Consider the following 23,119-nt stretch of genomic DNA (forward strand, 5'->3'; position numbering starts at 1 on the left):
ATTTAATAATTTTTTTCTATCCTAGGGATCATGCTACCAGTATATGTTCCCCGTGACACGCATCAAAAAAGGATGAATTTTCCACAACAGGCCCGTAAAAATAACTACACCTACGTAGGAAGGACGCATAAACTCAAGCAAATCAAGGGTTTGACGCTTTTGCAGGATTGCCAAAAATGGAATAATTGAGGTGCGAGATTTGATGGTTTCAAAGGATTCGCCAAAACGAGCTCGCAGCCGACTGTCGCCGTGCCACACTCCGAACAGGTGGTGAAGTATCAAACCGATGGAAGTGACGAGGGTAAAGCTAGTGCCAATCCACAGGGTGTGGGCCACACACCAAATCACCTGTCCCACCATTTGCGGGTGACGGGTGATGCGAATGATGCCGGCTTCGTAGAGGTGAACTTCCGGCTTTTGGATGGCGGCAATTTCTAGAAGGTTGAAAGTTGCTGGGTACAGAAACAGAAAGGAAATTGCCGAAAGTATCCAAACTATGGGTTTAACTGCCGGCACGCCCTGTACTTGCCAAAGCTGCACGCCGTCGTAGCGGTGGTTGAAAAAGTAGACAACCAAAATCACCGCCAGCGGCAAACTGACAAGGGCAAACAAAACGCGGTAAAGTCTCGGCCCGATTAGCTTTTCACCTTTCGGGCGGAGGGCTGCTAAACCGCTGTGGGCGATCGCAAACATCAGTAAAAGTCCGAGAATAACTAAGTGGGAGTCGAGTGGCCAGTCGATCGTCATTGCAAATATTAAGAAAAGTTATTGATTCTCTGCCAATTTGTGTCACAAAGTATCTATGGGAGCATTCAGCGGTTATCAGTCAGTTAACTGTTCACTGTTCGCTGTTGACTGTTGACTGTTCGCTGTTCGCTGTTCGCTGTTGACTGTTCGCTGTTGACTGTTCGCTGTTTGCTGTTCGCTGCCTACAGTCAACCGTCAACCGTCAACTGACAACTGACAACTGACAACTGACAATTTAGATATATGTCTGACCTTCCTTTCACTTTAGACCAGTTACGCATTCTCAAGGCGATCGCCTCTGAAGGAAGCTTCAAACGCGCCGCCGACAGCCTCTACGTATCCCAGCCAGCAGTTAGCTTGCAGGTACAAAACTTAGAGAGACAATTGAACGTACCGCTGTTTGACCGGGGGGGGCGCAGGGCGCAACTGACCGAAGCTGGACACCTGCTGCTGAGTTACGGCGAGAAAATTTTATCGCTTTGTCAAGAAACTTGTCGAGCTCTGGAAGACTTGCAAAATCTCCAAGGCGGTACTTTGATTGTCGGCGCATCTCAAACAACGGGGACGTATTTGCTACCCCGGATGATTGGGATGTTTCGGCAAAAGTACCCGGATGTAGCGGTACAACTTCACGTACACTCGACCCGCCGCACGGCGTGGAGTGTGGCCAATGGGCAAATCGATTTGGCAATTGTTGGCGGAGAAATCCCTACCGAACTTGTAGAAGCTTTAGAAATTGTTCCTTATGCTGAGGACGAATTGGCTCTGATTCTCCCGCCATCTCACCCGATGGTACAACAAGAAAGTATCCAAAAAGAAGACCTTTATAAATTGCAGTTTATTTGCCTGGATTCGCAGTCTACTATCCGCAAAGTCATCGATCAGGTGTTGACTCGCTGTGGCATTGACACGCGCCGCCTGAAAATTGAGATGGAACTAAATTCGATCGAAGCAATTAAAAATGCTGTTCAGTCGGGGCTGGGTGCTGCTTTTGTGTCGGTTTCGGCGATCGAAAAAGAGTTGATGATGGGCGTTTTACACAAATCTAAAATGGATGAAGTTTTGGTAACTCGGATTTTGTCGCTGATTTACAACCCCAACCGTTACCGTTCTAAAGCTGCTGAGGCTTTCAGCAATGAAATTCTGCCCCAGTTTGCTACTTATTCGACTACCCAGGAGAAGAAAGAAGCCCAGGCGATCGATTTGGGTCTCATAGAAATAGCAACTCCCAACTCAGGGGGAAGTTAATTTGTTAAGTCGCCGGCAGTTAGGAGTTAGCGGTTAGTTGAGAGATCAAAATCTGGTTGGACAACCCCTGATAAAATTGGCTTTTTTCCCAATTACAATTACCAATTCCCAATTACCAATTAGCAAACCAAAATGGAAGTTTACTGCACCCGTCCGGGCTGCCCGCGCCCTCAAAACTATTTTTCCGATCTCGATGACAGTTCGATGCTGAAAACGGTGCAGCAAAAGTTTTGCACGACTTGCGGGATGCCCATGATTTTGAGCGGCCGCTATTTGCCCGTGAGGTTGTTAGGTCAAGGCGGTTTTGGAGCGGCGTTTTTGGCCAGAGACCGCTATACTCCGGGGATGCGGCAGTGCGTTGCTAAACTTTTGCAGCCGTCGATAAGTCTGACTCCGGCACAGCTAAAAATTGCTCAAACTTTGTTTGAACGGGAAGCGGCCGTGCTAGAAGAACTGGGAAATGAACATTCGCAAATTCCGGGTTTGCTGGCGTTTTTCGAGCTGACTGTTACGAGTTTGCAAGGGGGGAAAAACGATCAGTTTTTCTATCTGGTTCAAGAATTTATTGATGGTGAAAATTTGGAGGAAGAACTTGCTGTTAAAGGTAAGTTTTCTGAGGATGAAACGATGGAGGTGCTGCGGGAAATTTTGAAGGTTCTTGATTTTGTGCACTCTCGCGGTTCGATTCACCGGGATATTAAACCTGCTAATATTATGCGGGCTAAAAATGGTCGGCTTTATTTATTAGATTTTGGGGCTGTCAAACAGGTGACGCAAACTGCGGGCACTTCTAAGGCTTCGACTGGTATTTATTCTTTGGGTTATGCTCCGCCAGAACAGATGAGCGGACAAGAAGTTTATCCAGCAACGGATTTTTATGCTTTGGCTGTGACTTGCATTAGTTTGCTGAGTGGTTTGCAGCCGACGGAGTTGTTTGATAGTTATCAAAATGAGTGGAATTGGCATTCTCGCGTGCAGGTAAGTTCGCGTTTGGCTGAAGTTCTCGATCGAATGTTATTGCCGGCTCCCAGCCAGCGCTATCAATCGGCTGCGGAGGTGGAAGCGGCTCTGAAATACAATTCTCAACAGCCTACGATGGTCGTACAGCCGCCTGTAGTACCGACTCCGCCTCCCCTACCTCCTGTGCAGCTACCACCTCCTCTGCCGCCTCCCGTGCCTGTTCCTGTGACTCCTCCGGGAAATCTGCAACCTCCGCCGAGAGGGGCTTTTTCGATTTTGGATGTTTTGGGAGGGGCTGCGTTTACGGGTTTTGAGGGGGGGTTGCTGGCGATCGCCCTGACGAGTTTGCTGCCGAATCCAGGCGTGAGCATCGGATTGTTGGGGATGATTGTGGGGGGTCTGATTTTTGGCCAGTACCGCAGGGCGATCGAGCAAACTGAGATGCTGATTATTAGCGCAGGTACTCTGGCTGTGCTGTGGTTTTTCCCAGCTTTGTGCGCGAAGGCACTTCCACTTTATCCGGGTTCTCCTATAACTAGCGTGTTGTTTGTGGGATGGTTGGCGGCGTTGGGGGCGATCGCAGCAACAGCTATTTTTCGCTTGATTTATAAGTTACTTTCTAATATTTTTTAAGCCATTTCTGAGTTTCTAGAGGCCGAGCTTCTGGGTATTTATTCCCAGGCTCAGCCTGGGAACGAGAGTTAATGACAAATGACTGATGACAAATGACTAATGACTTCTTTATTCAGTCTTGCTGAGTAGAAAACTGGCGGGCACCGATCGCAGAAAAGGCGATCGCAGCCGCCAACAAAACAGGTATGCTATACCAAGGAAACTTTGCCATATCATAAGCAGCCGCTCTCAATCCAATACTGGCATAAGTCAGTGGTAACAGATAAACTATGCCTTTCATGGCTACAGGTAGAGATGCGGGGTCAAAAAAAGTCGCTCCCAAAAATGACATCGGAGTTATCAGAAAATTGTTGTACAATCCGACAGATTCGAGAGATTTTACGTTTAAACCCACTATCACTCCCATGCCCGCAAATACAGCGGAATTTAGAATAATCACTAACAAAAATAGCGGATGCAGAAATACCAGCTTTTGAGTAAACAAAACTGCTACTAAAATCACCGAAACCGAGGTTAGCAATCCCCGCAGTATTCCGGCTAGCATTTTGCCTGCGTGCAAAGCTAAAGGGTGTACCGGCAGCAATAGCAATTCCTCAAATGTTTTACTAAAAAGGCGTTCACCACAAATAGAAAATACTGCGCCTGTAAAACTTACTGTCATCGATGAAAGTGCCACCATTCCCGGCAGCATGAATTCTAGATAATTGCCACCAATTGCAGGTTTAGGCATGGAACTACCCAAGCCGAAACCAAAAGCTAGAATGTAAATTAATGGAGAGGTTAAACCAGCGGCGGCAATTGGCAGGATTCGGACTCGCAAATCTAGCCATTCTCCCCAAAACACGGTCATTGTGTCTGTTAGTATAGTTTGGATTGAGTTTTTTTTCATGGTTGGGCGAGGTGATTTACATAATTGATATCAAGTCCTGTTAATTAACGGGACTAAATATTATATCTAGATAATTATCAAGTTAAATTGCCAAATAATCAAGACTGCTGCACTGTTCTAATTTGGTTTCAGTTAAAGGCAATTTGCTTTCTGCAACTTTTTCCTGTTGTCGGTTCAACCAAATTGCTTGTAAGCCTGCGGCTTTTGCACCGCAATAATCTGCTTTGAAACTGTCGCCGATATGCCAGACATTTTCGGCTGTGCAGTTGTGCTTTTGCAACGCTGCTGTAAAAATTTCCGGCTGGGGTTTTGCTGCGCCAACTTCGGTGGAAATTGTGACTGATGTGAAATATTTGGCTAAGTCGAGGGCTTTCAATACTGGATAGAGTCGCGAATCGAAATTCGAGACTACTGCTAATTCGATTCCCTGTTGTTGCCATTTATCTAATGCTGGTAATACGTCTGGATAGACGAACCAAGGTTCGGCGGTGGCAAAATGAGCGTAGAGTTCGGCAAAGAATTTTGGATAGTCTGAAAATTGGTGGAAAACGCCTGCTATTTGGAATGCTTTAGCGGAAACTGCTAGCCACCAATCAAATTCTAGTTGGGGAATTTTTGCTGCTTCTATTCCTGGAAATGTCATCGGACTTGCTGAGACGAAGCTTTGGTAAAATGCTGCATTTAAGTCTTCGCTTTTAACTGTTACTCCGATTTTTTTGGCTAGTTGTGCGTAGACTTCGCCGACGCTGCCGCGAACGTCAAATAAGGTGCCGGCGGCATCTAAAAAGATAAGTTTTGTCATTAGTCAGTTGGGAGTTGGCAGTTGGCAGTTGGCAGTTGGCATTAGTCATTAGTCATTAGTTAGTTGGTTGTCAGTTGTTAGTGGTTGGGGGATTTAACACACCGGAATGATTGGCAATATTATCGGCTGGTTCAAATCGACCGCCTAAATATTTGGCGAGGAATTCTTCGGCGATCGCATAAAAGTGCAGGCGATTTTCTGGGCGCGCAAATCCGTGTCCTTCGTCTGTATAAAGCACGTATTCTACAGGTTTGCCGGCTTGCTTCATGGCATTGACAATTTGCTCACTTTCTGCTACTTTCACTCGCGGGTCGTTAGCGCCTTGGCCGATTAGTAAAGGTTTCTGGATGCGATCGACAAAAAATAAAGGCGATCGCAATTTCAAAAACTCTGGTTCTATTTCCAAATTGCCGACGCGGTGATACAGACTTGCTTTTCTCGGTTCCCAGTAAGGGGGAATAGTTTGCAGCAGCGTAATCAAATTGCTTGGCCCGACAATATCGACGGCGCAAGCAAAAACATCGGGACTAAAAGTCAATCCCACTAAGGCAGCATAACCGCCGTATGAACCGCCCATAATCGCAATTTTATCCTGTTGGGCAATTCCTGTTTCTACCAGCCAATTTACGCCATCTAGCAAGTCGTCGTGCATTTTAGCTGCCCATTCGCGATTGCCGGCATTGAGAAAGGCTTTGCCGTAGCCGGCGGAACCGCGAAAATTGATTTGCAGGACGGCGTAACCTCTGTTTGCCAGCCATTGGGCTTCTCGATCGTAACCCCAGGTATCGCGTCCCCAGGGGCCGCCATGTACTAGCAAAACTGTTGGTACGGGTGTTGAGACGCCGACAGGTTTTGTCAGGTAGCCGTGAATGGTTAAACCATCTCTTGCTGTGTAAGCTATCGGTTCCATTGACGACAGCGGCAGGTTTTCGAGTTTTGGTTGGTTGCTGAACAAGAAGGTGAAAGTTTTGGAAGTGCGATCGAACACATAGTAGTAATATGGGCCGTCGTCTGTGATGTAAGCGACTAGCCAAGTAGTGTCGGCGAGGTTGCGGCTGGTGAGGTCGAATTCGCCGGGACGGAATTTGCCGATCGCCTCAAAATCCTCTGCTATACTTTGGTCTAAAATCTGCCACTCTTGCTTGTCCTTGTAGAAGGAAACCGCCTGAATCTCTCGCTTGGTGGGGTGTACGACAATACCGCCAAGATCGTATTCTGGGTCAGAGATAATCTCCGTTTCTTGTTTGGTTTCCAAGTCGAATGCGATCAAACGTTCGGCGTTAGCATCGTGATTGCCAATGATGTAAAGAATTTTGCCGTTTTCGGAGAACATGAAGGCACCGCCTTCGTCGTCGGCGCCCCAGCTTCGCAGGCTTTCCCAAGACTTGTCCGCAGTTTCCCTCCATAACAATTCTGAGCCGCCATCGGGAGTTGTAGCTGTGGCCGCCCGCACTTGAAATTGGGCGTCAGCAGTCCAAGTCCGACTGAGGATGTTACCTGGGTTTTTGGTGTCGAGTTCAACGGCGCCATTTTTCAGGTTGATGCGGTAAACATCGTGTTTGCGCCGATCGCGGATGTTCATTCCCACTAAGATTTCATTGGGGAAGTTGCGGTCAAGGGCGATCGGCTGAGCTTGAATGCCTTGAAATGGTGTCAAGTCGCGAACGAGATTTGACTGGATATTGACTGAGAAGAAATGCCAGCTTTCATCACCATCAATATCTTGCTGATAAATGAGATCTTCGCCGCTGTAAGTCCAGAAAAAGATGCGGATGCCGCGTTTTTTCTCGGCTGTTAGTTGGCGGTCATCTACTTGACCTACGGTACGGAGTCGCACTTGCAAGACGTTGTTTTCGTCGGGTGCAATGTAGGCGAGATACTTGCCATCTGGTGAAAGGCTGGGGCGAGTTTTTTCGGGGTTGCCGAAAAGAATTTCCCGCTCGATTAGGACTGGAAGTTCGGTTTTTGGATCTTGAACTGTTATATTTTGCATTTTTTATTGTGATTAAGATTCTCTATTGGAATGGGCATCTTGCCCATTCCACAAGAAAACTAAATCTTTGTGGAACAGGCATCTTGCCTGTTGTCACCCATCCCACAAGAAAACTAAATCTTTGTGGAACAGGCATCTTGCCTGTTGTTACCCATCCCACAAGAAAACTAAATCTTTGTGGAACAGGCATCTTGCCTGTTACCGATCTATTTAAAGAAGCATTGATTACTTTTTAAGCAACTCCTGAATTGGTTTGCTAATCCAGTTGAAACCAACTTTTAATTGATGATCAAATGTTGGCATCCGATAGAGATAGGCTAGGCGGCGAGCAATGTGTCCTAGTTGTCCATCGAGTTGAATTCCTAAACCTGTGAGGGTGGCTTCGTCTATTCCTAATGTGATCATTTCTCCTAGCGACTGGTACCGGAAAGGTAGTAATGGGCGGCCTGTGAGTGATGCCCAAATGTTCCAGGCGGTGTAGTCGGCTTGCTGGATGGCTGTTTGCGCTGTTCCGGGGACTTGTTGACCTGTTGCGTCGTGACATTCGGCTAAGTCTCCCAAGGCAAATATGTCTGGATGGTCGATAATTTGCATCTGGGAGTTAACTATTAGTTGACCGCGGTGGTTTTGTTTGAGGGGGAGCGATCGCACTGGTTGACTAACTTGGGTTCCTACTGTCCACAATACTATGTCTACGGGGAGAACATCTAGTTGTCCTTTGTAGAGTAGGGATATGGTGTCGGATTCGATCGCCTCTACTGTGGTTTCTAAGTCGATCCAGACTTTGCGTTTTTCTAATGCTTTGTTGGCGGCTTCGCGGTTAAACTCCGGCGATGTCCGCAAAATCGTGTCGCCTTGCTCTACTAACCGCACGCGACCTTTGTCTCCGAGTCGATCGGCTAATTTACAAGCTAATTCTACTCCCGAATAACCTGCACCGACGATCGCCACCCGAATTTTATCGGTGTCACTAGCTTCTAAAAATCGCAGTCTTTCTTCCAAGCGGTAGGCGTCATCGAGGCTGCGGAAGGAATAAGCGTATTCAACGGCTCCTTTGACCATATCTAGGGGAGTTTCGCCGCCTAAAGCTAAAACGAGGCGATCGCACGGAATTTCTGGCCCGTCGTGTAGCTGCACTCGCTTGGACTCCAAGTCGATGCCGGAAACAGTACCTTGACAAAAGCGCACACCTGTGTTTTGCAAAAGTTCGGCAAAGGGCGGGGCGATTTCCCAGGTTTGGAGCTCGCCAGTCAGGAGCTCGTACAGCAGGGGAACGAACAGGAAGCGATCGCGACGGTCAACTAGGACAATTTCAGGTTTTTCGGTTTTGGAGAAGGGTAACTGACTCAAGCGCAGGGCTGTGTGGAGTCCGCCGAAGCCTCCGCCGAGAATGCAAATCCGGGGTTGTTGTTGAGTCATGGTGTTTTGTTTGAGGGCGATCGATAGCCAGGCAACTTATCTTATTGTAACGAGAGTGGGAGAGTGCGAGAGTGCGAGAGTGAGAAATGGGGAGACAGGGAGATGGGGAGATGGGGAGATGGGGAGATGGGGAGATGGGGATAATCGCAAAAATCTTTCCTGAACATCCATCCGTTTGCATCCGTTATAAAATCCGTTATAAAATCCGTTGCCGAACTGCCTTCTGGCTTCTACATAATATCCTTGATTAGCTCTGCTTATTAGCCACAATAAAATTTTATGAATGTTCGCAGAAGTAATTTTGTACTATATTAGTTGATAACGAATAATTACGCAAATTAAATTCAATTTTTATACGGTCATCTACTCCAACACTTGCCCCTGCACTCACAAGTGACAAAATCATGCAAATTTCCTCTAATTCTTCAAAAAAATTTAAAAACGGCGATCGCCCTAACGAAGACAGCTCATCTTTGTTAAGCAGCGAAGAACGATATAAAAATTTAGTAGCTAATATTCCCGGTGCTGTCTACCGCTGTACCTGCGACTGTAGGGGCGACGCCGGATCGATGCGGACTATGGTGTTTTTGAGCGAGGCTATTCAAGAAATATCTGGCTATCCCTCCTCGGATTTTATCAACGATCGCGTGCGTTCTTTTGCCAGCATTATCCATCCTCAAGACCGCAAAAATGTGGATGATGCCGTCCAAACAAGTGTGACAACCAGAACTCCGTACATCCTTGAATACCGGATTGTCAGGGCTGACGGCAAAATTAGCTGGGTTTACGAAAAAGGCCAAGCTGTCTGCTGCGAAACAGACGAGGCTAGAGGAAAACAAGAGGGACAAGGAGAAATTGAGGAATTATTGTCTGCTGTGGTTTCGCCGATTTCGCCGATCGCAAATTCTCTGTCTCCCATTGTCTATCTCGACGGAGTAATTTTGGATATTACTGAGCGGAAGCGAGTTGAAGAAAACCTGCGAAACACTCAAGATTTTCTGAATGCGGTATTGCAAAATCTGCCGGTTAGCGTCTTTATTAAAGATGCCGTGGAACAAAGATTTATTTATTGGAATGCTGCTAGCGAAGAATTGTTTGGCTATACGAGCGAGGAAGTGCTGGGAAATAATGCTGCTGACTTGTTGCAAGCAGATCAGGCGAATTACTTGCAAGCACAAGATTTAGAAGTATTTACCACGGGTAAAGAGGTTGATTTGCCAGAAGAAATCATCGAACTTCCGCACCGGGGAAAGCGGATTTTGCACACTAAAAAAGTTCCTTTGTTTGACGCTTCTGGCGCGCCTAAATACATTCTGGCTATTGCTCAAGATATTACCGAAAGCAAAAAAGCTGAAACAGAATTGTCGCGCCTAGCCATCGTGGCTCAAAAAACGCAAAATGGTGTGATTATTACTGATGCTCAAGGCTGCATTGAATGGGTGAATGAAGCATTTACTCGAATTAGCGGTTACGTGCTGGCCGAAATGCAGGGGAAAAAACCGGGTGATGTGCTGCAAGGCCCTCAAACAGACCCGCTAACTATTGCCCAATTGCGATCGGCTTTGGATGCCGGCGAGCCGTTTAATCAGGAAATTTACAATTACAGGAAGGATGGAAAGGGTTATTGGGTGGCGCTTTCGATCGCCCCAATTTATCGAGAGACTGGGGAACTCGAAGGTTTTATTGCGGTAGAAACTGATATTACCGATCGCAAACAAGCTACTGAATCTGTCAGGGAAAGCGAGAGTTATTACCGCTGCATTGTCGAAACTGCTTCGGAGGGCGTTTGGATGTTTGACGCCGACAGCAACACGACTTTTGCTAACTCTCGGATGGCCGAAATGCTGGGGTATACTGTGGAGGAAATGCAGGGGCGATCGCTATTTGAGTTTATCGGCGACGAGGATCGGGAAATAGCTGAAAGCTATGTGCAGCGGAGGCGACAAGGCATCCGCGAACGCCATGATTTTCAGTTTACTCGCTCTGATGGCTCTCACTTGTGGGCGATCGTCTCAGCGACACCCATGTTCGACGCTGAGGGCGAATTTTCGGGGGTTTTGCGGATGATTACCGATATTAGCGATCGCAAACAAGCCGAAGCAGAATTGCGCGAAACCCTCCAAGAATTAGAATTTGAAAAATTTGCCTTAGATCAATCGGCAATTGTCTCAAATACCGACGAATTCGGCGTTATTACCTATGTCAACGACCAATTTTCTGAACTCTTTAAATATTCGCGGGAGGAATTGATCGGTAAAACCCACAAACTTGTCAATTCCGGCTATCACCCAGCCAATTTTTTCAAGCAACTTTGGTCAACCATCCGCCAGGGAAATGTTTGGCGGGGAGAAATGAAAAATCAAGCTAAAGACGGCACATTATTCTGGTTGGATACTACGATTGTACCTTTCTTAAATAGCAGTGGAGAACCCCATCAATATGTAGCAATTCGCAAAGATATTACCGATCGCAAACAAGCAGAAGAAGCGGTGCGGCTTTCCGAAAGTCAATTGAGAACTAAAAATCAAGAATTGGCGAAAGCCCTGCGGGACGTGCATAAAACTCAAAGCATGATGGTCCAAAATGAAAAAATGGTAAGTTTGGGGCAGTTAGTAGCTGGCGTAGCTCACGAAATAAACAACCCAGTTAGCTTTATTTACGGCAACGTCATGCACGCGGACGATTACTTTCAAGACTTGCTAAGAATGCTGCAACTTTATCAGCAGGAATATCCAGAACCAACACAGGCAATTCGAGAAGAAATAGATGAAATAGATTTAAATTTCATGCTCAAAGATTTGCCTAACTTGTTAAAATCGATGAAAATGGGAGCAGAAAGAATTCGCCAGATTGTGCTGTCGCTGAAGAATTTCTCGCGCTTGGACGAAGCTGAACAAAAACAGGTGGATATTCACGAAGGGATTGACAGCACTTTGTTGATTTTGCAGCACAGGCTGAAAGAAACGGCAGGACATCCGAAAATTACGCTGCTCAAAGAGTTCGGCAATTTACCGCGCCTACAGTGTTATGCAGGACAGTTGAATCAGGTATTTATGAATATTATTGGCAATGCAATTGATGCTTTGGAAGAGGCAATGGAAACCGGACAGTGGGGCGACGGGGAACTGGCGCCTATTCCTTCTTGTCCTTCGGCGACGCTGCGGATTTGTACTGAGGTAAAATATGAACAGGATGTTTTGATGCAGGCAGATTCTGCTGTTTCTGATGATTCTATTCGCCGTCCTTCTCATATTGTGATTCGGATTGCTGACAACGGCCCTGGAATTCCTGTAGATGTTCACCAACGGCTATTCGATCCGTTTTTTACTACGAAAGAACCGGGGAAAGGTACTGGTTTGGGGCTATCGATTAGCTATCAAATTGTGGTGGAAAAGCACGGCGGGCGGCTGAAGTGCAATTCCGCACCGGGTCAAGGTACGGAATTTGCGATCGAGATTCCTGTAGTCAGTAGTTAGTAGTCAGTAGTCAGTAGTCAGTAGTTAGTAGTTAGTAGTTAGTAGTTAGTAGTCAGTAGTTAGTAGTCAGTAGTCAGTAGTTAAGCTGTTAGTCATTTAAATTTCTTGCCTGAACCCCTTACAGCATGGGGTATAGACCACAAATAATGCAGTTTAAATGTGGAACAGCTTATTTACTACCAATTACCCATTCCCCATTCCCAATGCCCAATGCCCAATGCCCCATGCCCCATTCATTCTTCCCACAACCATGAATTACAACGTAATTTACGACGGCAATTGCAATCTCTGCGTCACCTTGGTGCAGTTACTAGAAAACTTAGACCAAGGCAAGAATTTTGAGTATATTTCCATGCAAGATTTAGAGCAATTAAAGCGCTTTGGGATAACTTCTGACGACTGCGAAATGGGGATAATTTTGATAGATGCGGACAATCCAGAAAAACGCTGGCAAGGTAGCGATGCCGCCGAAGAAATCGGGCGGATATTGCCTGCTGGCGAGGTGTTTGTGGCTGCTTACCGCGCGATGCCGGGGATGAAGTGGATGGGCGATCGCGTGTACGAACAAGTCCGCGACAACCGCTATACTTTGTTTGGTAAGCGATCGACAACTTACCAATCGGTTTATGCAGTGGGCTGTAGGTCGATCGACAATTGCGACAATCAAGACTAAAATCAAATCCGGCCTAAATATCCCCTTTATTTCTTCGTCCGCGGAGGCGGACATCGTTTGTGTAGAGGCGGTTTCAACCGCCGACTTATTTACCGACACCGTAATTAATATCAGCCATTAAACAAACCAAATATCTCGCGGCAAAAGTGTTTGAGCTTTTCTGCCGACTCCGCAGCGGGCTCAGTTTCACCCACAAAACCCCAATTTTCCACCGTAGAAAAGCGCCACTGCTGACCAGTATGATCGTAACCAGCGGCCTCAACCCCGATCGCCCGCCGAGATCCTTCGACCGGATCTTGGTAAAATCGGATTTGGATCAAGATGCTGCGGCTTTGTAACAAGCGACTTCTACCGGGAAAATGGAAGCCAATGTCGATCGAATCTGGATCAACAAGTTCCCTAGTATCCTGATCATTCATCCAAGGTTTCAAATCAACTTTCGCATCCGGGAATTGGGATTTGAATAAATTAACAACCGCAGCAATTTTGCTAGCAACTTCTATATTTCTGGCTTGTTCGGCAGCGTTCACTCGAAATACTCCTATCAAATACATTTATTACATTTAGCTAATAATGTAACTGTATATTGCCGAATATAAACTGTGAACAGCGGACTTTTTAAGAGATAATTAGACATTGACAAATTTTAAAATATGTGTTAATCACTCTTAGTCTGCGGAGGCAGACTTCGTTCGTGTAGACGCGGTTTCAACCGCCGAGTCCGTGTTTGATTGCTTAATTCAAAGGAAGTGCGATCGCAAATGCCGCACCTGCACCCAACACAGACTCGCAACTCAGCTTACCGCCGTGAGTTTCCTCCACAATTTGCCGACTGATAGAAAGCCCCAAACCCGTACCCTTTCCGACTCCCTTCGTCGTAAACAAATGGTCAAATATTTTCGCCTGCACCTGGGGCGACATCCCTGCGCCGTTATCTTTGATGGTAATCACCACGCTGTTGTTATCCTGCGAGACATGGGTGATAATGGCGATCGTATTCGGTAAAGCTTGAATTTCAGCGTAAGTGCGGCCCTGATTGGATTCGTCAAAACAGTCGATCGCATTGCTGAGCAAATTCATAAACACCTGATTCAGTTGCCCAAAATAACACTTAACAGGCGGAATATTTCCGTATTCTTTGATAATTTTAATCGCGGGGCGAGTATCCTTAGCCTTCAGGCGATACTGCAAAATCAGCAAAGTGCTGTCGATACCCTCATGAATATTTGCTGACACCTTATTCGCAGTATCAGAACGGGAAAAAGTACGGAGAGACGTGCTAATATTGCGAATACGCTCAGTCCCAGACTTCATCGACAACAGCATTTTCGGCAAATCTTCCATCAAATATTCTAAATCAATCTCCGATGCTTTATCCTCCAACTCATCACCCGGATTAGGAAACTTTTCTTGATAAAGATGCAAATAATCAATCAAATCTAAGCTAGCCTCAGCCGCAGCATCAATATTCCCCGCAATAAAACCCAGCGGATTGTTAATTTCGTGAGCCACCCCTGCAATCAAGTTACCCAAAGCCGACATTTTTTCGCTTTGAATCAGTTGCAGTTGCGCCTGTTGCAATTCATGGAAAGATTTTTCTAACTGTTGAGATTTTTCTTGCTCCCGCGCATATAAACCAGCATTTTCTACGGCAATAGCAACTTGAGAAATTAACACTTTGAATACTTCTACTCTCTCTGCTGTAAAAGCTCCTACCGTCAAAGCATTTTCTAGATAAATAATGCCGCGTCGCTGAGATTGATAAATAATCGGCAAACAGAGAATTGATTTGGGTTGATATTTCTGAATGTAGGTATCTACCTTAAAAGGTTCGGCGACAGTCGCATTGTCTAAAACCAGATGCTTTTGACTGCGGTGTACGTAATTAATCACAGACACGGGAACATCTTGACGATTTTCTACGGGAATAGACGGTAAAAGTGTCACTTGATCCTCCGCAAAATTGCCAGTAGCTTCTATGCAGAGGATATCGTTTTTCAGCAGGAGCGGCACTACTTTTTGAGCCGCCGCATTTTCTAAAATAATTTTGATTAATTTGGTCAACAATTTTTCGAGAACAATTTCACCGTTAATGGCTTGCGCCGACTTAATAAAAGTAGCTAAGTCTAATAAATCGCCTAAACTACTACTGGTAGTATTTCCCGTGGCAGTGCGCGTGACATTGAAAGTTGGGGTTTGAATTGTGCGCGTCTGTGCTGCTAAGAAAAGATGTGTTGATTCTAAATGTTTAACTTTAGCTATGGCTCCCCAATGGATATATCCATAATAGGCTTTAGTCAGATATGCTTGAGAAACTATCTCTTTACCCAAAGTTTGATAAAATTCTCCGGCTAATTCATAGGCTAATGCTTCCTCTTGAATGTAACCGTTTTTGGCTGCTCCATCAATTGCGCGATCGTACAATCCCATTGCTTCGGTATTTTTCCCCAACACTCGCGCTGTTTCCGCTGCTACCAAGTCGTATTTGTGTTGATAATTCATCGAAGCATCAACTGCCCATTTTTTCATTTGCTTTTGGTTTCGCAGCACTTTTTTCAGATATTGCTTTTGCTCCCCTTTCTCTGCTTGGGGATACAAAGCGAGAAGACTTATAGAAGAGTAAAAATTATTCAGGGAAACTACATAAAATCCGGCTACAGCTTCTTCATATTTCTCAAACAACCTTGAATTTTCTAAGGATTCCGCGTAGTTTCTGAAGATAAAATTAAGCTGAGTTTTGGCATGATAAACCAAACTCACTAAAAAAAAGTTTTTAGATTCTATTAAAACGGGGAGCGTTTTAACTTCATTAAATTTATCACCGACTAAATGGCAGGGTTCGACAGCTTGACCGAGCAAATTGAGGGTTGTCTGCCTGCCTATACTTAGATACTGTACAGCCATTTCTAGTTGAGATTGCTGCATTAGTTTCATATATTTACCAGTCTCCTGATCCACCAAATCTAGAGGCTCTCCTATCGACATTTTTTTGAAGCAATATTGACCTATACAATAACTCGCATATTCCAATTCTCCAGTTTCCATCCCAGTTTGAAAACCTTCCTTGAGAACGCTTAATCCTGAGTAAAGCTCGGTTTTCCAGTGTAGAATAAAACAACCCAAGAGTGTATAAACTCTACTTTTCATTGAACGGGATGGAGATTTGTCTAACATCCTAATGGCCAGTTGACCGCATTGGTATGCCAAACTAATGTCCCCTAGCCGGCACATAACTACGCCATAATAAAGGTAGGCAATACTTGCATAAGGCGAATTGCCATATTTAATGCACAGCTTGACCATCCTAAATGCCAGCAGTGGTACCAGGCGGGGTTTTCCCTGAACAGCAGTGCTGATAATCCCTGATAAAATCCGCATGGCTGCTTGTTGATTGGGATCTGTCATTTCTGGCAAGTTAGCTAAATCCTCAATTCGTTTCAATCCCAAGCTCAGTTTTGTCTGTACCAGTCCCGCCACAATATTTAGCGCGGTGGGGTTTTGAGGAAAAGAAATGCCTAACAGTTCCAGCACTTCCAGTCCTGTATTTAGTGCTTCTACAAGTCTAATTTGAGCATTGTAAGACTGGATTTGAAGTTCATAAACATTCATTTTTTCCAGTAAATTGTTAGCTTTTTGCAGTACGATATCGACCAGTTCTTTTGAATCTTCATAGTTGATGTTTAAGTATTCAGCTTCTGCTGTTGACTCGTAAATTGCTAATGTTAAGTCATACTGACTTTGCCAACAATCCGCTGGCAATAATTCCATAGCCACCCGCAAATACCTAACAGCAGATTCATAAGCAGCAGCAGCTTTTGCCTTGCGTCCAGCCGTTAAATTTAATCTGGCTAAATCATTTTTTTCGACTGGCTGACTAATCGTGTCAATTCCGACATTCAATTGATTGACGATATCAAAGATGTTTTCTTCTAGCTGTTCATCTGGAGTGTTCTGTAACAGTAGTTGACCGATTTTTAAATGAGTGGATTGCTTCTGAGCTTCGGGAATTAGCGAATAGGCGGCTTGCTGAACGCGATCGTGCAAAAATCGAAATCCCACCCGCGACGTGTCAAAACTCAGATTAACCGCCTCTCCTGGCGTAAATAACAAAGGAATGCGATAAGCATCGCTCAAGGGCAAAATTAACCCGGATTGCAAAGCTGAATAAAGTTCGGTAGCTGTAACACTCGCCGACTGTTCGCTGACAATTGACAGCACATCGAGAGCAAATTTATCACCCACGCAAGCTGCTAATTTTAATATTTCTTGCGTCGATTCTGGCAATTTTTCAATCCGAGAAGCTACGAGTTCTACTACACTTTTATCGGTAATGCCAATCGCTTGAATTTCATCAATACTCCAATCCCACGCGCCTTTACTTCCATCAGTAGTAATGGCAGCAAAGTCAAATTTTAAAAGATTGTCTTGATAAAGTGCTTGGAGTAATTGCGTCAAGAAAAAAGGATTACCGCCCGTTTTATTCCAGATTAACTCCGCTAGATTCGTGACTTTTTCTGTGCAATCATTAAGTGTATCAGCGACTAACTCAGTCACATCTGCTAAATCCAGCGGTTGCAATACAATATTTTTGACAATTGTACCAGTTTTTTCAATGTCTTCTACAGTCTGAATTAATGGGTGAGTCGGACTAACTTCATTATCTCGATAAGCACCAATTACCAAGAGATACTGCTGTTCTGGGTCAGTAATCAGCAGTTGCATTAATTTCAAAGTTGCTGAATCAGCCCACTGCAAATCGTCTAAAAATATAACTAACGGGTGTTCTTTTTGCGCAAAAATCCGCAGAAATTCTTTGAACAGCCGATTGAAGCGATTTTGTGCTTCTGTCGGGCCGACTTCCGGCACTTCTGGCTGTTTGCCAATAATTAATTCAACTTCAGGAATTACGTCGGCAATTACTTGCCCATCTCTTCCCAATGCTGTTAATATTTTCGTGCGCCATGTTTCTAAAGAAGCTGCGCCTTCTGTTAGCAACTGGCGCAGCAGCGAGTTAAATGCTTGGATTAATGAGGCATAGGGAATGTTACGTTTGAATTGGTCGAATTTGCCGCTGATGAAGTAACCTTTTGACCTGGTAATGGGTTTGCTAACTTCGTTGACTACGGCTGATTTGCCGATGCCTGAGTAACCAGAAACTAGCATTAGTTCGCTAGTTCCTGATAAGGGCGGGTTTTGTTCTGAAGTTGTTAGTTTTTCTAACAAATTGTTGGTCAAACCCGCCCCAACACGTTCAAATGCTGCTAATAGTTCGTTGACTGGTTGTTCTCTACCGTACAATTTTTGGGGAATTAACAGTTGGCTGAGAATGTCTAAGCGGCCCGGAAAGAAGTCTGCTATTTTGCCTGTGCTTTCTAGCTGATGCAAAGAAGTTTCTAAGTCGGCTAATAATCCGGCCGCACTTTGATATCTGTCTTCGGCATTTTTTGCCATCAATTTCATCACAATCTCTGAGATGGCTACGGGAATTTTTGAATTGATTTGATGCGGCAAAATTGCTTGAATTGCGATGTGGCTGTAAACTATTTCTAAGGGGTCGTTGCTGGGGAAAGGCAATTTTCCGGTCAGCATTTCATACAAGGTGATGCCGAGGGAATAAAAGTCGGTGCGGTAGTCGAGGGTGCGGTTCATTCTCCCGGTTTGTTCGGGTGACATATAGGCTAATGTGCCTTCGACTGAGTTGGGATTGTTGAATTGCGGGTTTTCTTTGTTGAGTTTTGTGGCAATGCCGAAGTCGGTGAGTTTTACTTCTTTTGTTTGGGAATTAATTATGATGTTGCTGGGCTTGATGTCTTTGTGGATGATGTGCTGAAAATGCAGGTATTGTAATGCTTTGACTATTGAGATGGCGATGTTTAAATTTGCTTGCAGACTCAATGTCTGTCTTTCCAGCAGTTTGGCGAGGGATTCGCCGCCAAAGTCTTCTAAAACCATTCCTAATCGGTGGTCAAAGGTTTCGAGGCTGAGGGCTTTGACGATTTGTTGGCTGTCTAAATTTTGGCGGATTTGATATTCGTGCTTGAGCCTGGTAATAGCTTCGAGTGTGGGATATTCTGCTTTGAGGACTTTGAGGATTGTTGGGTGTCCGTCTGTCGGTGTTTGTGCGCGATAGATGATTGTTTCGACGCCTTCGTGCAGAGTAAAATTGACTTGATATTGTGGTAAGGTTAACATAATTTAACTCAACTTGATTTTACTTAAAAATTAAAGCATCTAATTCTCATTAAACTAATACTACCTTATTTTGAGTTGTGCGATCGCCATAGTGTATTTTGCGGTCACAAATCACAGGATACATACACTAAGTGAAAACACGGTGTTGGTTATTGTCAACAAACATTCGATATGTCCGTTGAATTGCTGGTTATAAAATTTTGTCGCCTGGTGGGGCGGGTTGATAGATATTGTGGATATGAAGTACAGATTGTTAGCGAAACCCGCCTCTGGTATTTTGAAAAAGACAAGATATCAAGCCCCAAACCGCAGACAGGGTTGTAATTGAATTGTCACGCGAGTAAAAATAAAGAAACTATTAAAGTTTTCCCCTTAAGGTACAGGTGACAGTACAAAGTGTTGCTATCGGACATCAGAAATTGGTGCAGTTAGCCCACCCATTAGACGCTTGACCTGTTGTGTAGATCGGCTCCCATTACTGATCACAGGCGCACATAAAAAAACACAGGCAGTATCTTAGGCGCTCGTTTAGAGAGTTCGCACTATAAAAGCAAAACTGGGATGCTCTCGGTTGCCTCTGCGTTCTTGGAATTGATTGATCAGGCATTTCGACAACATCGAAAATGGCGTGAACAGGCTGAAGAATTCGATTATCATAGTTGGGTGAGGAACTTTAAAGTCAGACTGGCAGAATTGTTAAATACTTGGCTGAGCTATGTTGGTTATGCTGCGGGACTTTTATTGCGGTCGTTGCGTGAGACAGGATATCAATGGTAGTAATTTTGTGACATGAAGATTCCCCCCGATCGCAATTTAGCGCAATGTTCACGGAGATAACGCCGTGAGGAAACATCAGGTATCTAGTGGTTCCCGGTTAATGTCTCGGTTTAAACAAACTGCTGAGAAGCTATCTATCTATGATTCAGACTTGTAGCTTTCAAGGTATTTGTGTATTTCTGATTTATTTACGCTGAACATTTCTCTGCATAGCTGTGCAATGCTGGAGATGTAACGATAGCAATCCCGTCATTAGTGACAGAACAAGTCCAATCCGACAAAGCACGTAACAATATATGTAAGGATTCAGGTCAAAAAAAACTTAAGTGGCAAAAGCTGGTAAAATAAACGAATGAAAAAGCCCGCAGCCACCAAAGAGCAGAAAAAAACCTTCATCGAGCAGTTGAGCCAAGCTGAACTGGTGGAAATGGTACTGGGGCTGCAAAAAATTTTTGAAGAATTGCAAGAAAAACTAGCCATTGCTACGGGCAAAAGTCGAACCACCAGTCAGACTTCATCAAAGCCCCCATCAACGGATCTGATCGGGAAATCAGAGAAACCAACAGTCAAACCAGAAGCAGACAAAAAAAAGAAACCAGGTGGACAACCAGGTGATCAGGGAAAAACTCGCAAAGGGTTTGGACGAGTAGACAGAACAGAGATTAGCTCACCCGACATCTGTCTCAATTGTGGTAGTAAAGAATTAGGTGGAGTAATTAACATCCACAGATAGCAAGTGGCAAGTCTAGTAGCGAAACCAATTGAAGTCGTTGAATATCAGACGCAATCGTGTAAATGCCTCGAATGTGGTGCAGTAATTCGAGGAGAACCACCCTTGGGAATAGTTCCAGGGCAAGACTTGAGCGTTAATCTCCAAGCACCCGGCGTCTGGTTAGGGAATTATGGACATCTTTCCTACGCCAAGCTGACTGAATTGTTGTGGGAACTCGGCACAATAGAAGTGGGAGTGGGAACACTCCAAAAAACCAATCAACGAGTAGCAGCAGCAGTAGAGCCAGCTATCAATGCACTGTGGAAATGGGCACCTCTTCAATCAAATGTTCATGTAGATGAAACCCTAAGAGTGTGTAATGGGAGTTAAAGAATGGCTATGGACAGCTAGTGGAGAGGGATTCTGTTTATTCCATGCCGCAGATACCAGGGGGCGTGTAGAACTAGAAACCATGCTGGATACAGAATTTGCTGGAGTCTTAAGCTCAGACGATTTCAGTGTCTATAATGGTTACCAAACCACAGCCCAACAGAAGTGTCTGGCTCATTTACGACGGCATTTCAAGAAAGTGCTGGAACTTCCTGGGAACAATAATAATGCAGCAGTCGCCCAAGTATTTTTTTCATTAATAGATGAAGCTTTTAAGGCCCATGAGTCCTGGCGAAAGACGAAAGATCAACTCACCTACGACTCCTGGACAAATGATTTCAAAATACGATTGAATCTTGCTTTGGCGACTTGGTTGAACCAAGTTGGTCATGCCGCAGGTTTGTTACTCAAATCCTTACGGGATAAGGCAGAACAATGGTGGTATTTTCTGAATGACCCCTCGGTTCCTCCAGATAATAATTTAGCAGAACGTTCCCTACGGCTAGCTGTAACTAACGGGACTTAAACAAATTTTAAGCCCAAACAAAGCCTAAACTGGCTTTATAAGCGGAGAATACGTCCCAATTTTGGTTCAACCATTTCACAAACCTAAAAGATATGGCTGTCCGAAATGCTTCGAGTGCATCATTAAAAGTGTTTAAAGATTTGTTTGCCCATCTACGCCTTAATCCTCCTGTTAAGGTATGCCAGAGAATGAAAGTGTAGGCACAAAACACCATAATAAAATGTCTTTTAAGGCTAGTTTCATCTCTGATTTGATATTCATTTAACCCCAACCAGCCCTTGGCTTCCCGATAGAAAACTTCAACCCAATTTCTTTGTGAATAAGTTTTTACTATCCACTCCTCTGTCGCTGTTGATAAGTCAACATTACTCATCAAATAATCTATTTCAGTGGCGGTATCGAAAGTATCTGCATTCATGACGATGGCTATTACTTTCTTACCCGTGCATTTTGATAATTCGACTTCTTTAATTGCTACCCATACTGTTCTCGGTCGTTCGAGATTGAGTTGAATTTTTGTGAAAGCCTCTACAGGTAAGGCTTTTGTTAAGTTATCTGCTCGAATTTCCTCTGTTTCATTTTCGGTTTTTTGAATTATTACTTTGCGATTTTTGGCGATTCCTCCGATGTATTTTAATTTTCGGTTTTCTAATTCTTGTAAAAAACTGGTGTTATTACCATACCCTGCATCCATCAAGACTATTCCTGGTTTATAGCCTCTCGCTAAGGTTTTGTCGATTAAATTTATGGCTATTTCTGGCTTTTTTTTGAATTCTGGGTCATCTTTTCCTTCTGGTAATGAGTCGGCTTTTTTATATAATTCAATATCTAATGGCAGGCTCTTCTTACCATCATATAGATGACTTGTAACTACTACTACCCCATTATCAGTTTTTCCGATTTGTCCGATGTATTGTCTTCCTACACATAGAGGTAAAGTTACCACTTTTTCGGTGACCTGAATCATCTATTATCAGGCTAAATCCTCGACTAATCTTGGTTTGGTTACACTGATTCATTACGTCTAGGCGACGTTGATTGACCTCATTGAATGACCAAGGCGCTGCTGTTAAAAAATGATGTAATTTGTGGTAAGTTACTCCGACGGCGTTTGCTGCCATCTGCGACAAGTTTTTTCGCTCACTTTCTCCCAATAATCCCCCTAAATAGTTCCTAAACTCTCGTTTTTGGGCAAGATGACCAAAAATATCGTCAAATCTTTGACACCATCTATCGAAGCAGGGGGGCATCGCGGCTGGGGTTGTCTCTTTCATTGGTCATTTTTTAACGTTATATGCTTGCTATGCAAGCATTATAACGTATTTTCGCCGTATTTTTTGTTTAAGTCCCGCTAGGCGGGCATTCCCTGCTAGCAACTCAGTTAATTTCTCGCATCCGAGACGCTTTGCAAGTCGAGTTACCTGTCAGCAATTTGTTTGAGGCTCCGACTGTGGCGAGTCTAGCAAAATACATTGAAACAGTGCGCTGGGCTGCGAAAGGTTTGGATACTCCCAGAACCGACGAAAATGAGCGAGAAGATGTGGAATTTTAAGGCCTTAGGAATGAAAATTTAATAACCTCAGCGATGTATAATAAATAAATGAGTGAATATGAATAGGTTCATGTTTCGGTATGGATGTCAAATATTATACCTACTTGGTTCTTCTTATGTCGCCCATGAT

At 44.5% G+C, this 23,119-nt stretch carries 14 protein-coding genes and 2 pseudogenes; 8 read left to right on the top strand and 8 right to left on the bottom strand.

Translation table 11 applies throughout. The features are described from left to right. Positions 1-33: 33 nt before the first annotated feature. The gene (locus K4039_RS10535; protein ID WP_265235126.1) at positions 34-747 is read right to left on the bottom strand and encodes an NnrU family protein; all 714 of its coding nucleotides are present in this window, start codon (positions 745-747) and stop codon (positions 34-36) included. 243 nt (positions 748-990) lie between these two features. Here K4039_RS10535 and K4039_RS10540 point away from each other — a divergent pair, with 243 nt between their 5' ends. Beyond that, positions 991-1,995, top strand: a complete 1,005-nt coding sequence (locus K4039_RS10540) for a LysR family transcriptional regulator (protein ID WP_265235127.1) — start codon at positions 991-993, stop codon at positions 1,993-1,995. Positions 1,996-2,127: 132 nt separating this feature from the next. Then, the gene (locus tag K4039_RS10545) at positions 2,128-3,588 is read left to right on the top strand and encodes a serine/threonine-protein kinase (RefSeq protein WP_265235128.1); all 1,461 of its coding nucleotides are present in this window, start codon (positions 2,128-2,130) and stop codon (positions 3,586-3,588) included. A gap of 112 nt (positions 3,589-3,700) precedes the next feature. On the opposite strand, the gene K4039_RS10550 is transcribed toward K4039_RS10545, so the two are convergent. The 4 genes from K4039_RS10550 to K4039_RS10565 form a co-directional block, all read right to left on the bottom strand. Further along, the gene (locus tag K4039_RS10550) at positions 3,701-4,477 is read right to left on the bottom strand and encodes an ABC transporter permease (protein ID WP_265235129.1); all 777 of its coding nucleotides are present in this window, start codon (positions 4,475-4,477) and stop codon (positions 3,701-3,703) included. Positions 4,478-4,559: 82 nt separating this feature from the next. Further along, a complete protein-coding gene (locus tag K4039_RS10555) occupies positions 4,560-5,279 on the bottom strand; it encodes an HAD-IA family hydrolase (protein WP_265235130.1) in 720 nt (239 codons plus the stop codon). A 70-nt stretch (positions 5,280-5,349) separates the two neighbouring features. Beyond that, positions 5,350-7,272, bottom strand: coding sequence for a S9 family peptidase (locus K4039_RS10560; RefSeq protein ID WP_265235131.1), 1,923 nt, complete (start codon positions 7,270-7,272; stop codon positions 5,350-5,352). 225 nt (positions 7,273-7,497) lie between these two features. Further along, positions 7,498-8,691, bottom strand: a complete 1,194-nt coding sequence (locus tag K4039_RS10565; RefSeq protein WP_265235132.1) for an NAD(P)/FAD-dependent oxidoreductase — start codon at positions 8,689-8,691, stop codon at positions 7,498-7,500. A 404-nt stretch (positions 8,692-9,095) separates the two neighbouring features. Between K4039_RS10565 and K4039_RS10570 the strand changes: the two genes are divergently transcribed. Together K4039_RS10570 and K4039_RS10575 are read left to right on the top strand one after the other, a co-directional pair. Beyond that, entirely contained in the window at positions 9,096-12,167 is a 3,072-nt protein-coding gene (locus K4039_RS10570) for a PAS domain S-box protein (RefSeq protein WP_265235133.1), read from the top strand. Between the two features lie 250 nt (positions 12,168-12,417). Then, complete coding sequence (locus tag K4039_RS10575; RefSeq protein ID WP_265235142.1) at positions 12,418-12,840, top strand: thiol-disulfide oxidoreductase DCC family protein; 423 nt, start codon at positions 12,418-12,420, stop codon at positions 12,838-12,840. A gap of 110 nt (positions 12,841-12,950) precedes the next feature. Here the strand turns inward: K4039_RS10575 and K4039_RS10580 are convergent, their stop codons facing one another. Next, positions 12,951-13,370 carry a hypothetical protein gene (locus K4039_RS10580; RefSeq protein ID WP_265235134.1) on the bottom strand — a complete coding sequence of 140 codons (420 nt, stop codon included), beginning with the start codon at positions 13,368-13,370 and terminating at the stop codon, positions 12,951-12,953. A gap of 205 nt (positions 13,371-13,575) precedes the next feature. Beyond that, on the bottom strand, positions 13,576-19,032 hold the full coding sequence (locus tag K4039_RS10585; protein ID WP_265235135.1) for an ATP-binding sensor histidine kinase: 5,457 nt from the start codon (positions 19,030-19,032) through the stop codon (positions 13,576-13,578). 1,129 nt (positions 19,033-20,161) lie between these two features. Between K4039_RS10585 and K4039_RS10590 the strand changes: the two genes are divergently transcribed. From K4039_RS10590 to K4039_RS10600, 3 genes are read left to right on the top strand one after another with little or no spacing between them, the layout of a single operon-like run. Continuing rightward, a complete protein-coding gene (locus K4039_RS10590; RefSeq protein ID WP_265235136.1) occupies positions 20,162-20,542 on the top strand; it encodes a DUF6444 domain-containing protein in 381 nt (126 codons plus the stop codon). 3 nt (positions 20,543-20,545) lie between these two features. Continuing rightward, positions 20,546-20,911: a hypothetical protein gene (locus K4039_RS10595; RefSeq protein WP_265235137.1), complete on the top strand. Its 366-nt coding sequence runs from the start codon at positions 20,546-20,548 to the stop codon at positions 20,909-20,911. Then, positions 20,901-21,437 (top strand): transposase, encoded by a 537-nt coding sequence (locus K4039_RS10600; protein WP_265235138.1) that lies wholly within the window; start codon positions 20,901-20,903, stop codon positions 21,435-21,437. Before K4039_RS10595 ends, K4039_RS10600 begins: the two co-directional genes overlap by 11 nt. Positions 21,438-21,444: 7 nt before the next feature. Here the strand turns inward: K4039_RS10600 and K4039_RS10605 are convergent. Continuing rightward, positions 21,445-22,711 (bottom strand): annotated as a pseudogene (locus tag K4039_RS10605) (IS701 family transposase). 77 nt (positions 22,712-22,788) lie between these two features. Between K4039_RS10605 and K4039_RS10610 the strand changes: the two are divergent. Then, positions 22,789-22,989: pseudogene (locus tag K4039_RS10610) on the top strand (acyl carrier protein); the annotation flags it as partial. Positions 22,990-23,119: the final 130 nt, after the last annotated feature.

The sequence above is a fragment of the Lyngbya sp. CCAP 1446/10 genome (genome assembly GCF_026130175.1).
Classification (GTDB): Bacteria; Cyanobacteriota; Cyanobacteriia; order Cyanobacteriales; family Microcoleaceae; genus Microcoleus.

What these genes read in the sequence shown, in the direction of transcription:
- K4039_RS10535 (WP_265235126.1), bottom strand. Translation starts at nt 747, where the DNA reads ATGACGATCGACTGGCCACTCGACTCCCACTTAGTTATTCTCGGACTT.
- K4039_RS10540 (WP_265235127.1), top strand. Translation starts at nt 991, where the DNA reads ATGTCTGACCTTCCTTTCACTTTAGACCAGTTACGCATTCTCAAGGCG.
- K4039_RS10545 (WP_265235128.1), top strand. Translation starts at nt 2,128, where the DNA reads ATGGAAGTTTACTGCACCCGTCCGGGCTGCCCGCGCCCTCAAAACTAT.
- K4039_RS10550 (WP_265235129.1), bottom strand. Translation starts at nt 4,477, where the DNA reads ATGAAAAAAAACTCAATCCAAACTATACTAACAGACACAATGACCGTG.
- K4039_RS10555 (WP_265235130.1), bottom strand. Translation starts at nt 5,279, where the DNA reads ATGACAAAACTTATCTTTTTAGATGCCGCCGGCACCTTATTTGACGTT.
- K4039_RS10560 (WP_265235131.1), bottom strand. Translation starts at nt 7,272, where the DNA reads ATGCAAAATATAACAGTTCAAGATCCAAAAACCGAACTTCCAGTCCTA.
- K4039_RS10565 (WP_265235132.1), bottom strand. Translation starts at nt 8,691, where the DNA reads ATGACTCAACAACAACCCCGGATTTGCATTCTCGGCGGAGGCTTCGGC.
- K4039_RS10570 (WP_265235133.1), top strand. Translation starts at nt 9,096, where the DNA reads ATGCAAATTTCCTCTAATTCTTCAAAAAAATTTAAAAACGGCGATCGC.
- K4039_RS10575 (WP_265235142.1), top strand. Translation starts at nt 12,418, where the DNA reads ATGAATTACAACGTAATTTACGACGGCAATTGCAATCTCTGCGTCACC.
- K4039_RS10585 (WP_265235135.1), bottom strand. Translation starts at nt 19,032, where the DNA reads ATGTTAACCTTACCACAATATCAAGTCAATTTTACTCTGCACGAAGGC.
- K4039_RS10590 (WP_265235136.1), top strand. Translation starts at nt 20,162, where the DNA reads ATGAAAAAGCCCGCAGCCACCAAAGAGCAGAAAAAAACCTTCATCGAG.
- K4039_RS10600 (WP_265235138.1), top strand. Translation starts at nt 20,901, where the DNA reads ATGGGAGTTAAAGAATGGCTATGGACAGCTAGTGGAGAGGGATTCTGT.